Annotated in this window: 14 protein-coding genes; 1 reads left to right on the top strand and 13 read right to left on the bottom strand. The window is 43.3% G+C overall.

Annotated elements, in window-relative coordinates:
* The first annotated feature begins 117 nt into the window (after positions 1 to 117).
* The gene (locus tag IEV52_RS01310) at positions 118 to 732 is read left to right on the top strand and encodes an RsiV family protein (protein ID WP_188400739.1); all 615 of its coding nucleotides are present in this window, start codon (positions 118 to 120) and stop codon (positions 730 to 732) included.
* Positions 733 to 895: 163 nt separating this feature from the next.
* On the opposite strand, the gene IEV52_RS01305 is transcribed toward IEV52_RS01310, so the two are convergent.
* The 13 genes from IEV52_RS01305 to IEV52_RS01245 all read right to left on the bottom strand — a co-directional run bounded on the left by IEV52_RS01305 (position 896) and on the right by IEV52_RS01245 (position 14,859).
* Positions 896 to 2,566, bottom strand: coding sequence for a M4 family metallopeptidase (locus IEV52_RS01305; RefSeq protein ID WP_188400738.1), 1,671 nt, complete (start codon positions 2,564 to 2,566; stop codon positions 896 to 898).
* A gap of 307 nt (positions 2,567 to 2,873) precedes the next feature.
* Positions 2,874 to 3,020, bottom strand: a complete 147-nt coding sequence (locus IEV52_RS01300) for a lmo0937 family membrane protein (protein WP_188400737.1) — start codon at positions 3,018 to 3,020, stop codon at positions 2,874 to 2,876.
* 130 nt (positions 3,021 to 3,150) lie between these two features.
* On the bottom strand, positions 3,151 to 4,461 hold the full coding sequence (murA, locus tag IEV52_RS01295) for a UDP-N-acetylglucosamine 1-carboxyvinyltransferase (protein WP_188400736.1): 1,311 nt from the start codon (positions 4,459 to 4,461) through the stop codon (positions 3,151 to 3,153).
* Between the two features lie 30 nt (positions 4,462 to 4,491).
* A complete protein-coding gene (locus IEV52_RS01290) occupies positions 4,492 to 5,238 on the bottom strand; it encodes a YwmB family TATA-box binding protein (RefSeq protein WP_188400735.1) in 747 nt (248 codons plus the stop codon).
* 108 nt (positions 5,239 to 5,346) lie between these two features.
* Complete coding sequence (locus tag IEV52_RS01285; RefSeq protein ID WP_188400734.1) at positions 5,347 to 5,580, bottom strand: DUF1146 family protein; 234 nt, start codon at positions 5,578 to 5,580, stop codon at positions 5,347 to 5,349.
* Positions 5,581 to 6,111: 531 nt separating this feature from the next.
* Positions 6,112 to 7,644: an NADH-quinone oxidoreductase subunit NuoN gene (gene nuoN, locus IEV52_RS01280; RefSeq protein WP_188400733.1), complete on the bottom strand. Its 1,533-nt coding sequence runs from the start codon at positions 7,642 to 7,644 to the stop codon at positions 6,112 to 6,114.
* A gap of 3 nt (positions 7,645 to 7,647) precedes the next feature.
* Positions 7,648 to 9,165, bottom strand: coding sequence for a complex I subunit 4 family protein (locus IEV52_RS01275; protein ID WP_188400732.1), 1,518 nt, complete (start codon positions 9,163 to 9,165; stop codon positions 7,648 to 7,650).
* The gene (gene nuoL, locus IEV52_RS01270; RefSeq protein ID WP_188400731.1) at positions 9,162 to 11,030 is read right to left on the bottom strand and encodes an NADH-quinone oxidoreductase subunit L; all 1,869 of its coding nucleotides are present in this window, start codon (positions 11,028 to 11,030) and stop codon (positions 9,162 to 9,164) included. Before nuoL ends, IEV52_RS01275 begins: the two co-directional genes overlap by 4 nt.
* Before the next feature lie 19 nt (positions 11,031 to 11,049).
* Complete coding sequence (gene nuoK / locus IEV52_RS01265; RefSeq protein WP_188400730.1) at positions 11,050 to 11,364, bottom strand: NADH-quinone oxidoreductase subunit NuoK; 315 nt, start codon at positions 11,362 to 11,364, stop codon at positions 11,050 to 11,052.
* Positions 11,361 to 11,873, bottom strand: coding sequence for an NADH-quinone oxidoreductase subunit J (locus IEV52_RS01260; RefSeq protein WP_188400729.1), 513 nt, complete (start codon positions 11,871 to 11,873; stop codon positions 11,361 to 11,363). The genes nuoK and IEV52_RS01260 overlap by 4 nt, the downstream gene beginning before the upstream one ends.
* Positions 11,870 to 12,289: an NADH-quinone oxidoreductase subunit NuoI gene (nuoI, locus tag IEV52_RS01255; protein WP_066244809.1), complete on the bottom strand. Its 420-nt coding sequence runs from the start codon at positions 12,287 to 12,289 to the stop codon at positions 11,870 to 11,872. Before nuoI ends, IEV52_RS01260 begins: the two co-directional genes overlap by 4 nt.
* 468 nt (positions 12,290 to 12,757) lie before the next feature.
* A complete protein-coding gene (nuoH, locus tag IEV52_RS01250; RefSeq protein ID WP_188400728.1) occupies positions 12,758 to 13,759 on the bottom strand; it encodes an NADH-quinone oxidoreductase subunit NuoH in 1,002 nt (333 codons plus the stop codon).
* A complete protein-coding gene (locus IEV52_RS01245; RefSeq protein ID WP_188400727.1) occupies positions 13,759 to 14,859 on the bottom strand; it encodes an NADH-quinone oxidoreductase subunit D in 1,101 nt (366 codons plus the stop codon). Before IEV52_RS01245 ends, nuoH begins: the two co-directional genes overlap by 1 nt.

Genomic DNA, 14,859 nt, shown 5'->3' with positions numbered 1-14,859 from the left:
TTACAATTGAAATGCGTTCTTGAATGTGCTGGTTTACAAGTTTATATGGAATGACTGATACATGCTGTTATCCGCATAGATTGTAAAAGATTATCATCGCGCGAAAGGGTGAACAGCATGGACAGTTTTCAGCCGCCTGTTTTGGTGCGGACACTCACGTATGCCCCAGGCAACATAAAGATTCATTATCCTCAGATAGAAGGCCAGATCAACCCTAGAATTCAGCAGCAAGTAAATCAGCAAATTATCCAGATCAATCAGCAGCTCCAACAAATGCAGAATCCAGAGGCTCGGCCGAGCATGTATGGGGAGTTTGCCGTAAAAACGAATGAACAAAACATCTTAAGCATCGGCTTCTTAAATTATGCGTACACGCCGATGGCTGCACACGGGATGACTTATATTAAATCTCTGACATGGGACCTCTCGACAGGCAGAAGGTATCAGTTAAAAGATTTATTCAAGCCAGGAAGCAATTATGTAGAAGTTTTGAACCGTATCATCAATGCACAGATAAAAGCATTGCAGATTGTTACGCTTGAGCCGTTTAAAACCATCCAGCCCAATCAGGACTTCTACGTTGCTGATAAAGCACTGGTCATCTATTTTCAGCTATATGAACTTACGGCTTATGCCTATGGTTTTCCGATGTTTCCAGTCTCGGTCTTTGAACTGCAAGATATTATTGATGAGAATGGTCCGCTTGGAAAGATGGCTGTGAATGGATTGTAGGGGGGATGTTTTAAGAAGGAAAAAGAACTGGTTTAAGCCTGAAAAACTTTTTATTAAAAATGAAGGATAATCGGCTAATGATAAAATCATTTCAATAAATTTGTATTCATACAACAAAACCCCTGATCTCCTTTTTAAAAGGTCAGGGGTTTCTCCTGTTGATTTAGTTCACGCCGATCGCGTCATAAGATTTATTAACTGCTGCAACTTCCACCGATGTTGCACCATAAAGATCAGATGCTGCTTGAACAAGTGCTGCTCTTGCCTGGCTGAAGTTAGAAGAAGCCGTTAAGTAAACCGTGTTCGCTCTGTAATAGATCGCTCCAACTTTATCGTTTCCGATCGCAGGAACCGTTACACCGTAATGTGTTCCGCCAACTGCGAGCAAGTATGCTGCCTTGTTGATAATACCGCTGTTGATATGGACACCGCCGTTATCGCCTGTTCCAGTGTAGCGAACAGAATAGTGGTCAGGATCATTGTATTTTGTTGGATCGCTCATGGAACGCAGCGCATCATTTGGTGTTCCTGGTGTATAGATGTCTTCACCGATTTCATAATCTGGGTTGTTATTCTCATGATGCTCAACAAGTGTACCGAAAATATCTGACATCGCTTCATTTAACGCACCAGATTCGTTCTGGTAGATTAGGTCTGACGAGAAATCTGTTACTGCGTGTGTTAATTCGTGCGCCACAACGTCCAGACCGCCGGATAGAGAAACGAAAGTCGTTCCGTCCCCATCACCATACACCATCTGCTGACCATTCCAGAACGCGTTGTTGTAGCTTCGGCCGTAGTGAACCGTTGATTTCAATGCTGCTCCTTTGTTGTCATAAGAGTTGCGGTTAAAGACTGCTTTATAATAATCGTATGTTGCCCCTGCATAAACGTGGGCATCTACAGCCGCTCGGTCGTATGCCGCATTAAACTGATTATCCGCATCTGCCCAAAGTTTTCCTGGCAATTGCTGACGATTTTGAGCATCGTATGTAAATACGCCGCCACCTCTCGTATTATCCTGAAGGTAGTACGTTCCGTTTGATAATAGTGTATTTAATGTTTTAGCATCACCCAGTACACCTGTTCCAGATCCAACAGTATTTGTTCCCACTAATGATCCGCCCCCGCCAGTTGGAGGTGCTTTGTGATCGCCATGAGCCTCATCCAAATCATTGTAAGAGTTCAGGATCTTACCTGTTACCGCATCTACAAAATAATTGTAGTTTCCTGGTTCAGGTGATAAGAAGTTTAAGTTTACCAAGTAAGCATATGTAGCTTGGTTTCCTTCTGTATAAACAACCAAGTCAGAAGTTGGATCAGCTTCGTACTCTGGAGTAAAACCTAGGTCTTTAACAGCAACCGCTACCGCTTTTGAAGCAGGGATCTTCTTACCGAAGCCTAATCCTGGCTTGTCCTGCAGGTTCGGAATAACTGTTCCGGAGAACACCACTAATTCGCCTTTGTCGTTAACGTGAGCTACTTGTGTGGACCCCCAAACAGGAACTCCTTTATATGTTTGCTGAAGGCGAACCATCTGTCTGCCTAACTCGTCTTTTGTCACGGATTTAACCGTGAAAGCTTCTTCCGCTTTCTGGCTTCCAAGTTTAAATGTTTTTGATTCTTTTTGAAGATAAGACATTACGATCTCTTTAGCTGATCTTGAGGAAGCCTCCGATAATTTACCTGATACAAAAGATGGTGTACCTGTTAAGCTATTGAACTGCTTTGTTGATAGAACATTAACCGGTCCTTCCGCAGAAGCTTGTCCTCCTGCTAGTGGACTAACTGCAAGTCCAAGTGCTAATCCCCATACTGATAACTGTTTTTTCATCCCTTTTCAAATCCCCTTTACTTCATGAATTTTAAGCCAGTGGATTTATAATAGCACCTTTCATTTTATTTTCAAACTATTTTAAAAATTTTGATTATAATGTACTAAATGAAAACATATTTTCAAAAAAATGGGTGTTTTGCACCAAAATTTCTACAAAATTTTTGATTATATACCACAAAAGTATTCGGAATTTAAACCAATTGCTTATCCTGAAAATCACAATTTTCGACAAAGCCACTCGTACACATTTACACGTAAAAAAGCAAAAAAAAAAGCCGGCTAATCAGCCAGCTTTTTTCTTCAGCTATTTTCCTTTTCTGCCTCGAATGAAGTTTAAAACAAAAACGACTGCAGCGATGATCAATAGGATGTGGATGATTCCGCCTGCAACGTCAAAAAGGAAACCTAAGAGCCATAATGCTAATAAAATGACGATAATCGTCCAAAGCATGAGTTCGACACCCTTTCAAAGAAAATAAATATAATTACTTAGTTATAGAATTCCCGAACGTCATGCTGCATAAACCATTTTTGCTATTAACATAAAAAGAACCCTCTATTCGAGGGTTCTTCGGTATTAATTATGCTAAATTACTTTTTAATGATTGCTCATTGGCAGGTGTTGTTTTCACATCTTCATTTACACGCTCGATGTCAGCACCTAAAGCGGCTAGTTTTCCAGTAAAATCAACGTATCCACGATCGATATGTTTTAGTTCGGTTACACGTGTATACCCTTCGGCAACAAGCCCAGCAAGTACCAAAGCTGCGCCTGCGCGAAGGTCAGTTGAAGCAACCTCAGCACCTTGCAGATTTACAGGTCCGTTGATTACAGAAGAACGGCCTTCAATTTTAATATCACCATTCATGCGGCGGAATTCTTCTACATGCATAAAGCGGTTTTCGAATACAGTTTCTGTAATTACAGAAGTTCCGTTTGCACGAAGCAATAATGCCATCATCTGTGACTGAAGATCAGTCGGGAATCCTGGGTGAGGCATTGTTTTAATATCAACAGGCTTTAACTCACGAGGTCCACGAACACGCAGCCCGTTACTTTCTTCTTGAATGTGTACACCCATCTCTTCCATTTTTGCGATCAAAGGACGCAGGTGTTCAGCGATTGCATTTTCGATCAATACGTCGCCTTCTGTGATAGCAGCTGCTACCATGTACGTTCCTGCTTCAATACGGTCAGCAATTACTGTGTGCTCAGCCCCAGCAAGTTCTTCGACACCGACAATACGAATCGTGCCTGTTCCAGCACCGATTACCGTAGCACCCATTGCATTCAAGTAGTTAGCTAGACATACGATTTCAGGTTCTTTTGCAGCATTCTCAATGATTGTTGTACCTTCAGCAAGTGTTGCAGCCATCATGATGTTCTCAGTAGCACCTACACTTGGGAAGTCCAAATAGATCTTGGCACCTTGCAGGCGGCCATCAATCTTAGCTTCAATAAAACCGTTGCCGATTTTAACTGATGCTCCCATTGCTTCAAATCCTTTTAGATGCTGGTCGATCGGACGTGATCCGATTGCACATCCTCCAGGAAGAGCAATACGAGATAGTCCAACACGAGCAAGCAATGGTCCCATTACAAGGAAGGATGCTCTCATCTTACGAACATATTCAAATGGTGCTTCTGTTTTTAATTCATTCGTAGCATCTACATGAATCTGGCCGTTTTCAAATGCTACCTCAATATTTAAATAACGTAATACTTCGTTTATCGTAAACACATCAGCGAGACTCGGCACGTCTTTAATCGTGCTCGCTCCCTTACTGGCTAAAATGGATGCTGCGATGACAGGAAGTACGGCATTTTTAGCTCCTTCAACTCGAACAGAGCCTTCTAACCGCCTACCACCACGGACAATGATTTTTTCCAACGATATTCCCCTCCGCGTCCAATTTGTATATTAATATTCAGACGTAATTATTGGTGTGCCAATTGTAACAGTAGTTTCACTGCCCAATCCTTCAGTTCGCAATGCAACCTGAAGATTCATTTTATGTTGATGACCGGTATAAATCGCTTGTTCCCACTGCTCAGTATATGCAGAAAGCGACACAAACGTCTCTTCTTTTAGTTCCTCTACAGAAACACCAGAAAAGGCATTTACCAATTCATTTGCTTGCGAATACAAATCAAGCACCATTTTATCACCGTATGTACCGGTAACACAAGAGAAAATTTTGGGATTTCCGCCTACCGACTCTTGAATACGGTTATCGATCAAGTCCTGGATTTCTTTCCAGTTTTGATTTGTATTTACAAGTCCTTCAACCGCATAAATAAAATACGATGCAGTTTGCTCTTTTTGGGGGTATGTAACGATGGTGATTTTCTCAGTAATGCCAATATCATTACGTTCAAACAGTCCGGTCATTTTGTAATGTCCGGCTTCATCTTTTCCTACCGCCCAGCTAAATGCAGGATAATCACTCTTAAGCTCTTCTGCTTGTTTTAAATACCCTAGTCCTTTAGATGTAAAACCTATTTGGCCACGAAAATACATCGTCCATTTATCAGGTTTCGCACCATTCTCCGTTAAAACGTTTATTATATGTGATACTTCATTCGTTTTTTCGTCTGTTTTGGCATATCCGGATGTAATCATAACTAAAAGCAAAATCGCTGTAATCGTCATTGTCCATTTTTTCATTCCCCAGCACATCCTCTCTATTTCTCATTGTTGCCAAAGAGACAGAGGATATCCGTGGAACTTGTAGTCATATTCCGACAATTCCGTAATTGAAAGTACTGTTTGGAATTATCCAAATAACTGACTGAGATTGGTGGAATACTGCAGATACTTTAGAAAAAAATCACTTGCTAAACTTGCAAGGCTGATGACTAACAATATGTATAGCACTCTCGCCTGCATGACTTTTCCTTTTTTGATCCATTTGTCAAAATGGACCGCTTGTAATGCCCACCACGAAATAACTAGAAACAATAAATGTACGATTATATGTAACAAAGCTTGTTGTCCGATTGGAATCATTAAAAGTCTGACCTCCTCATTACATATTTCGACATCTTAAGCATAAATCTTTCATGTTATTTTATAAAGATACTTTATCCCTAGTTATGTGTTTTGAAAGCCCTTTCTTTCAAAGTGTTCAAAAAGTTGTAACGACTAGAAAATGTAAAAGTATTTAAACTGTCGTTTCAACTTATTTAGACGTATGAAAATGGAAGAAGTTACGGTAATTTAGGCTCATTTTTCAGGAAGAATTTTTGCTGAAAATTTAAATGGGGGGATGGTGTCCTTTTCAGGTAGAAAATCGCTACATGTTACGGCTGAAATGGACATGGCGGCTGCCATATGTATAAGTTCAGGATTAAATCCACGGTACCCTATCGATTATCCACGGAACATATAAATATATCCACGGAAAACACTACTATATCCACGCAATTTTAGAGTTTATCGAAGTTTCGACAAAGCCTATTAGCATTTCACCCTAAAAAAGCCCATTAAAATTCCCTGCGAACGGAAACCCTAATGAGCCAGCTAAAAAATATATACAGATCAATGCGTATGTGTATGAACTTCATCTTCTATCCGCATAAAAAATTCGTTCACATCAAAATTTCCGTAAAAGAAATCAAGTGCCAGATCTGGCATCACACCCAGAATCAGAATGGAAGCTGTACAAAATGCTAACACGGCTGCCATACCAGGCGGAACGGAAACCTTCGCTTCCTCTTCATCTCGGAAAAACATGATCGCAATAATATTAAAGTAGTATACATAGGAAACAAGCGTTGTTGCCATCATCACAGCTGCTAGCCAGTAATGTGCAGGTTGTAGGCCAAGGGCCCCCATAAAGATTCCGAACTTCCCTATAAAACCAGCCGTAACTGGGATTCCGGCGAGAGATAAAAGGAAGAACGTCATCGGAACTGCGAGCCATGGTGAACGGCGATACAGACCACGGAACACGCTGACGTCATTGGATCTTTCCTGACTCGTTAACAGCTGAATCACGGTAAATGCACCAATATTCATAAATAAATAAGCCAACAGATAGAACCAGATCAGTTCAAACAATAATGACGAGTTTGAAACGAACGGGACTAAAATGTAACCCGCTTGCGCGATAGAAGAGTATGCAAACATCCGCTTGATGTTTCTCTGCCGGAGCGCCGTAACGTTGCCGATAATCATCGTAGCTGCAGCAAGTGCCATGATGTAAGGCTGCACCTGCAACAAAAGTGGATCTCCATCAATTCCAGCTGCTGCGATGAACGTTATGATAATAAAACGAAGCATGATCACAAAGCCTGCTATTTTGGATACAACGCTCAGGAAAGCTGTAACCGGGACAGGCGCCCCTTCGTACACATCTGGTGCCCACATATGAAGCGGGGCCGCAGCGATCTTAAACGTAAGACCAGCAAACGTGATAATGAACGCAAATACTAACAAAAAGCCGTGCTTCAGCAGCTCTACTTCCCCCATGTTTTCAGCGATCTTAAACAGATTCGTTTCCCCAGTCAAGCCGAATACATAGCTCATACCAAATAATGTGATCGCTGTTGCGATCCCGCCTGACACCACATACTTAAAAGCTGATTCATTGCTTCGTTTATTCTTTCTCTCCAGTCCGGCCATAATATAAGAAGCGAGCGAAAGAAGTTCGAGTCCAACGAACAATGTGATAAGGTCAGCGCTTGAAGCCATCATCATGGCACCTAACAAGGCAGCGAGCAGTAAATAATAGAATTCCCCCCGATTTTCTTCCAGGTCTTCTTTTTTATAATTTGATGCTAGAACAAGGACAAGCAACGTTCCTAATAAAAGCAAGATCTTAAAGGCTTTTGAAAACGAGTCCAGTCTATACGTATCGTATAATATAGACGTGACTTCATGATCCAGCTGCAAAAAGATTGAAACCAGCGCAGCCAGCACACCTGCTCCAGCCATCCATGCCAGCGGTTTTCTGCTCGATTCCCTCTTCATAAAAAGATCGATGATAGAAAGCAGTGTCGCTACACCAAGTATGATAAACTCTGGAGCCATTACGCCCCATTCAAAAGATAATAATGTATCTAGATCCATGATTTAGCCCCCTAACCCTAGCAGAATGGCATCTAATGTTGGACGGAGCATATCACTTAACCAAGCAGGATAGATTCCGATAAACAGGATGGCGGCAAGCAAAGCAAACGCCGGAATCCGTTCTGTTGGAGACAGATCATATGCATTCGGCAGTTCTTTTTCAGCTCCAAACGTGATAGAGAGTACAGCCCTCAATACATAGACCGCTGTTAGAATGAGACCTAACGTTCCAACTGCCGCTAGAATCGGCATCTCCTCGAACAATCCTAAAAACGCCATGAATTCGCTGATAAAGCCTGACATTCCCGGAAGCCCTAGTGATGCGAGACCTCCAGCCAGCATTACACCCGCAAAGATAGGCATTCTTTTTGCCACTCCACCAAATGTTCTTAACTCAGAAGAACCTGCTCGTTCATAGAGAACGCCCACTAAGAAAAACAGCAGAGCTGAAATCAATCCATGAGACACTACTTGAAAAACAGCCCCTGTCATCCCGGCTTCGTTCACTGCCGCAAGTCCTATCAATACGATTCCCATGTGTGAAACGGATGAGTATGCAAGGACACGCTTAACATCTGTCTGAGTAATCGCTAAAAATGCTCCATAAAGCAAGTTGATGACACCAAACAATCCGACGATGAAAGCAAGCGAACGAAACTGATCGGGAAACAATCCTGCACCAAAAACGATTAAACCGTACGCTCCAATTTTCAATAGAATGCCGGAGTGGATCATAACAACCGGCGGCGGTGCTTGAACGTGCACGCGAACCATCCACGAATGCAGCGGGGCTACCGGCAGCTTAACGGCAAATGCCACTAAGAGTGCAATCAGCATACCCATTTTAAAATTCTTAGTAATTAACATCTGGTTCAACTCAGACTGAGGAAGCGCGAACGTGTAAGCTAACTGCTCGAAGTTCATCGTCCCCGTCTTCATAAACATCGCTACAAATGCGATGAGCAGTATCGCTGAACCGACACCGTTATAGATCAAAAAACTGTAAGCTGCTTTTTCTTTTTCCAAGTAGCCCCACCGACCGATCAGGAAGAACATAGGAATCAGTGTGATCTCAAAGAAAATGAAGAACAGAAACAAATTTTGTGCAGCGAACACACCGAGCATTCCCATCTCAAGCAAAAAGAAAAGAATAAAATAACTTTTCCAGTTCTGCTTAATTGAAAATGAAGCAATCGCAGCGAGCACACTTACAACTGCCGTTAAGAGGATCAAAACCATCGATAAGCCGTTCACACCCACTTCATAAAGGATCGGATAGCTTACTTCACCTTTTGACTGAAACACTTCGTAGGAGACCCACTGAAATCTTTCCGTTAACTGAAGGCCTCCACCTGACATATTAAAAGCTGACAGGGTAACAATCGCTGTACCTAGCGGGAAAAGTGTTCCTAAGATCCCAATCCACTTAATGGATCTCTCATCATGAGAAGGGGTGAAAATAAGGACAAGTACACCTAGCAGCGGGGAAAAGATCAAGATGGATAGAAGCCACGTATTCATGAGAAGTACCCCCCTGTTAATGCGACAATGAGCAATAAAATAACGAGGCCAAAGATTGCAGCTGTTCCATACGATTGGACCTGGCCGTTTTGCAATCGCGATCCGGCCTTTGCCAGCCCTTGAACTCCTGCGGTAACACTTGCAACCAGACCATCTACTACATATCTATCGAATAAAACACCTAATTTGCTTAACCCCTTCGTTCCTTTTACAAACGTTGCGTCATATCCTTCATCAACGTACCACTTGTTGTAGATGATATGGCTAAGTCCAGGAAACATTCGTGACAGCCAGCTTCTAGAAAGTGTTTCTTTTTGATAGATCAGATAAGCTAGACCTATTCCTAAAAGTGAAGCGGCGGTTGCAACGATCGGAATCCATCCTGGCCCGTGATGGTCGCCATGCGGCAGTTCAACCGGACCTTTTGCCAGATAATCTGAAAGGAACGTACCAAACCATGTTGTGTTCAAGTAACCCGCTACAACTGCCAGCACGCCTAGAACGATCATCGGGAGTGTCATCACGCTTGGCGACTCATGCACTTTACTCTGATTACCGCGTGGTTTTCCTGTAAACACGAGGAAAAACAAACGGAACATATAAAAAGCGGTCATGAAAGCGGCCACAACAGCTAGCCAGAACAGTCCATATCGACCATCTGCATAGGTACTTGCCAAGATTTCATCTTTTGAGAAAAATCCTGATAAAAGTGGGAAACCTGAAATTGCTAGTGCACCGATCAAAAAGAGCAGTCCCGTCAATCGAAGCTTTTTCCAAAGCCCGCCCATTTCTTCGATGTTTTGTGTATGTACAGCATGAATAACACTTCCTGCAGCCAAGAACAATAAAGCTTTAAAGAAAGCATGTGTTGTTAAGTGGAAGATCCCTGCCACATAACCGGATGCACCAAGAGCAAGCATCATATACCCAAGCTGACTGACCGTTGAATACGCTAAAACACGTTTAATATCTTTTTGCATTAATCCGATTGAAGCGGCAAAGATGGCTGTCACGCCACCTACAACAGCAACTACCGTTAAGGCAGTTTCAGAAGCCTGGAAGAGCGGATACATGGCTGCAACTAAATACACTCCTGCCGCTACCATCGTTGCAGCGTGGATGAGTGCTGAAACAGGTGTAGGACCTTCCATCGCATCCGGCAGCCACGTATGAAGAGGCAGCTGGCCAGACTTTCCGATCGCTCCTACAAAGATACATAACGCTGTGAGAGTCAGCATCCCGGACGATATTTCACCATTTTGAACAGATGCAAAAATATCATCATATTCAAAACTTCCAACCTGCCAAAACAACAAAACCATACCGATAAAAAGACCAACGTCTCCGATACGGGTCATAATGAAGGCTTTTTTCGCGGCTTTTTTCGCTTCTGGTTTATAATAGTAAAACCCGATTAATAGAAAAGAGCCTAGCCCTACAAGCTCCCAAAACATATAGAGCTGTAATAGATTTGGAGAAAGCACGAGTCCTAGCATCGCAAAAGAGAATAATCCTAAATACGCAAAAAATACCGGGAAACGTTCATCACCGTGCATGTAACCTTTTGAATAAAGATGTACCAAAAAACTTACTAAAGATACGATTACGAGCATGAGTGCATTAAGCGGATTCACTTCAAAGCCCATCGTGATCGCGCGCTCTCCGATGTGAAACCATGTGCCCTCTGTTTTAATCTCATCACCTTGCCATACGGCCAGCCAAATCCCAACGGATAGAACGAGAGATATTCCTGTTAAGAGCACCCCGATCCAAGCGGTGCCCTCACTGCGGGATTTTCTGAAAATCAGCAACAAAATGAAGGATAATAGGGGGAACAACGGTATAAGCCAACTTATCTGCAACATAGATCGTCCATCTCCTTCCTTATCGCTTCATCATGTCCATCTCATCCACGTTTACCGTTTGTCTGTTGCGGTATAGTGCAATGAGAATCGCAAGTCCAACTGCCGCTTCTGCCGCTGCAACCGTTATGGTAAACAGAGAGAAGATCTGCCCAGTCAATCCTGGGTTGATCGAGTATTTAGCAAATGCAACTAGATTAATATTTACAGCATTGAGCATCAACTCTATAGAAATTAAAACAATGACGGCGTTACGTTTCGTTAGAGCACCAAACAAACCGATGCAGAATAGAATTAAGGCAAGCAACAAGTAAGCGGCTAAAGGAACAGAGCTCATTTTTTTGCCTCCTTTTCATCATCATCCCGTTTTGCAAGGATAATGGAGCCGATCAGTGCGACGAGCAGCAGAACAGATGTTAACTCAAACGGAATCAAATAATGGGAATACAGTTCGATCCCAATCTTTTTCGTGTTATCGATATGAAGTTCGGCGTTCTGCTGTCCAAAATCAAGGTCCTTGATCTTCCCGTACATAATGAGAAAGAATAGACCGATAGCTAGTCCTGTAAGAATCACCTTCAGCCGCGGTGCACGTCTATCTTTTTCCTGATGCCGTGTAAGCATGATTCCAAACAGCATGATAATGGTAATTGCACCAGAATAGATCAGCACTTGAACAACAGCTACGAATTCAGCTGAGAGCGTAATATAGATCCCGGCAATCGCAATAAAAGTAAAGATTAAAGCGACAACCATGTGTACAACATTTGTCAGGTTGATCAGAAGAACACCGCCGGCAATGGCTGTTAGTGCGAGAAAGAAAAAAGCGATCATTTCACCGGTCATGCTTTGTTCTCCTTTCTGACATTCTCATCGTTTTCATCAAGCCACTCTAAGTTTTTAAACAGTTCATCACGGCTGTATTCCGCAAGTTCAAACTGATTCGTCATGACGATGGCTTCAGTCGGACAAACTTCTGTACATAGATCACACAGAATACAGATTTCAAAATTTATATCGTACGTATCAATAATCTTTCCTTTTTTCGCAGGATCCGGATGCGGCTTACCCGTTAACTGTATACAGTCTGTCGGGCAGATCTGCGCGCATTGATTACAGACGATGCATTTTTCCGGATAAAACTTTTGAATACCGCGAAATCGGTCAGGCATCTGGATCGGCACGTCCGGATAACTTGTCGTTACGTTTTGCTTCGTCAAGTTTTTGACCGTATAGCTTAAACCTTTCACAAGACCTTTCATCCTGAGATCACGCTCCTTATGCTTTGGTCTGTCTGAGCTTTGTTTTGTTGGAAATCAATTTTCAATTAGCTCTGTTGGGCTTATGGTGTTGATTTTCCATAGAAGACAGGAAATCCACTCGCTTTCCGCGGACGAACCACCAAGCCTCGTACCTCTCTGCAGGGTCTCGGCAGTCCGTTTTTCTAGCCTGAGTGTCGCAGTTTCCTTACAACCAACAACGATGGTCTTGAGCTGATTTTAAAGGGCTCTTTTAAAAGATTGTTGTTTTTGGATCGCTTTCGTAAAGTCCCTTCGTTGACAAGTTGATTGGAGCGCAAGGTGCGAGACTCCTGCGGGAGCAGCGGGACAGGTGAGACTCCGCAAGCGCAAAGCGCCTTGGATGCTCACCGCCCGCCCCGCGGAAAGCGAGCATCCTGGAACGGAAATCAACCCCTCTAATACATCTGATGTTTATCCGAAAACAGCCTTTTATAAAAATAGTTCCTTTACTGCCGCACTTACAAAAATGTTAAGCAGCGCAAGCGGCAGAAGAACTTTCCACGCAAAGCCCATAAGCTGATCAGCACGGAGACGAGGAAGTGTACCGCGAATCCAGATCATGAAGAATACAACTAAGCTAAATTTAATCCCAAACCATATTACACCCGGTATGAAATCTAAAAATGGAATCGGGTTCCAGCCGCCGAGGAACAAAACCGTTGTCAGTGACGCCATGGCAAACAGATAGACGTACTCTGTCAGCATGAAGAACGCCCAGCGGAATCCTGAATACTCGACGTGATAACCGGCAACCAGCTCAGACTCAGCTTCAGGCAAGTCGAACGGCGTACGGTTCAGCTCTGCGATCGAGGAAACCAAGAATACGATGAAACCGATCGGTGTTAAAAAGATGTAAGCGATGTTCTCTTGTCCTCTTACGATCTCGTTTAAATTCATGCTTCCAGCGAAAAGGATCACTCCGATTACGGAGATTACAAGCGGAATCTCATAGGAAATCATCTGCGCCGCAGCACGCATACCGCCCAACAGGGAGTATTTATTGTTAGATGCCCAGCCTCCCATTAAGATACCGATCGTTGAGATTCCGGAAACGGCCACATAGTATAGTAAACCGACACCAAGGTTCGCAAACTGCATGTTCTCCGAAAATGGAATGGTAGCAAGCACCATGAACGCTGGTGCAAACGCGATAACAGGAGCCAATATAAAAAGCGGACGATCAGCAAGTTTTGGTATGGTGTCTTCTTTTAGTAATAGTTTAAAAACGTCTGCTACGGTCTGAAGGAGACCAAAACGTCCACCAACACGGTTCGGTCCAGTACGCATCTGCATGAATCCAAGCACTTTTCGTTCCGCTAAGATCGCATACGTTACGAAGCCCAATACAGTTGCGAGTAACGCAGCTCCTAGAGCAAAGAAAATCGCTACGTGCGTCCAGCCAGGCTCTGCGTATAAAAGATCCTCCATCATCAGCCATCAACCTCCCCTAGAACGATATCGATTCCGCCTAAAATCGTAATCAAGTTGGAGATGTTTTCACCGACTAAAAGTTTCGGCAGGATCTGAAGATTATAAAACGATGGTCTGCGGAACTTCAGACGGTACGGTTCTTTCTTTCCTTCTGAAGCTATGTAACATCCGATTTCACCGCGTGGTGACTCGATGCGAACGAACGCTTCACCTTTTGGAGGCTTGATGATCCTTGGCACTTTCGCCATGACTGGACCATCTTCCGGGAACTGTTCCACCGCTTGCTCCAGTATTTTCAGTGATTCTTCGATCTCCTGCATGCGGCACTGATAACGCGCCCATGCATCACCGGTATGAAAGACCGGTACATCAAAATCAAAGCGTTCATAGATCGAATACGGCTCATCTTTTCTCAGATCCCAATTCGTACCCGTACATCTTAGGTTAGCACCGCTTAAACTAAAATTCAGCGCTTCTTCTTTCGTGTAATAGCCGATTCCTTTTACTCGATTTAGGAATATTTCGTTTCCTGTAACAAGATCGTGATAGCCCGCAAGCTCTTCTCTCATATACGGTACAAATTCTCGGACCTTCTCGATCCAGCCTTCTGGTGCATCCCACTTCACACCTCCAACACGCATATAGTTGAACGTGAGGCGAGCACCGCAAATTTCGTTCAGCATATTTATAATAGCTTCTCGTTCACGAAACGCGTATAAAAACGGGCTCATCGCCCCGATATCAAGCAGATACGTACCGAACCAAACGAGGTGACTCGCGATTCGGCCTAACTCCATCACGATTACGCGCAAATACTCCGCACGTTCTGGAATCTCAAGACTCATCATCGTTTCAACCGCATGGCAGATCACATAATTATTTGTCATGGCCGCAAGATAATCCATTCGATCTGTATACGGGATGATCTGTGTGTACTGAAGGTTTTCTGCGAGCTTTTCAGTCCCTCTATGCAGGTAGCCGATAACAGGCGTCGCTTCAATGATGGTTTCTCCGTCGATTTTTAGCACGATCCGAAAAACGCCGTGTGTACTCGGATGCTGTGGTCCAACGTTGAGGAGCATCTCTTCTGTTCTGATCAA

Origin of the sequence: Fictibacillus barbaricus (assembly GCF_014635025.1) — a bacterium.
Lineage (GTDB): Bacteria > Bacillota > Bacilli > Bacillales > Fictibacillaceae > Fictibacillus > Fictibacillus barbaricus.
This window is presented reverse-complemented; position numbering and strand designations above follow the sequence as displayed.

Bases quoted from the DNA above. Each gene is read 5' to 3' on its own strand.
- IEV52_RS01310 (WP_188400739.1), top strand. From the start codon at position 118: ATGGACAGTTTTCAGCCGCCTGTTTTGGTGCGGACACTCACGTATGCC.
- IEV52_RS01305 (WP_188400738.1), bottom strand. From the start codon at position 2,566: ATGAAAAAACAGTTATCAGTATGGGGATTAGCACTTGGACTTGCAGTT.
- IEV52_RS01300 (WP_188400737.1), bottom strand. From the start codon at position 3,020: ATGCTTTGGACGATTATCGTCATTTTATTAGCATTATGGCTCTTAGGT.
- IEV52_RS01290 (WP_188400735.1), bottom strand. From the start codon at position 5,238: ATGAAAAAATGGACAATGACGATTACAGCGATTTTGCTTTTAGTTATG.
- IEV52_RS01285 (WP_188400734.1), bottom strand. From the start codon at position 5,580: ATGATTCCAATCGGACAACAAGCTTTGTTACATATAATCGTACATTTA.
- nuoN (WP_188400733.1), bottom strand. From the start codon at position 7,644: ATGGATCTAGATACATTATTATCTTTTGAATGGGGCGTAATGGCTCCA.
- IEV52_RS01275 (WP_188400732.1), bottom strand. From the start codon at position 9,165: ATGAATACGTGGCTTCTATCCATCTTGATCTTTTCCCCGCTGCTAGGT.
- nuoL (WP_188400731.1), bottom strand. From the start codon at position 11,030: ATGTTGCAGATAAGTTGGCTTATACCGTTGTTCCCCCTATTATCCTTC.
- nuoK (WP_188400730.1), bottom strand. From the start codon at position 11,364: ATGAGCTCTGTTCCTTTAGCCGCTTACTTGTTGCTTGCCTTAATTCTA.
- IEV52_RS01260 (WP_188400729.1), bottom strand. From the start codon at position 11,873: ATGACCGGTGAAATGATCGCTTTTTTCTTTCTCGCACTAACAGCCATT.
- nuoI (WP_066244809.1), bottom strand. From the start codon at position 12,289: ATGAAAGGTCTTGTGAAAGGTTTAAGCTATACGGTCAAAAACTTGACG.
- nuoH (WP_188400728.1), bottom strand. From the start codon at position 13,759: ATGATGGAGGATCTTTTATACGCAGAGCCTGGCTGGACGCACGTAGCG.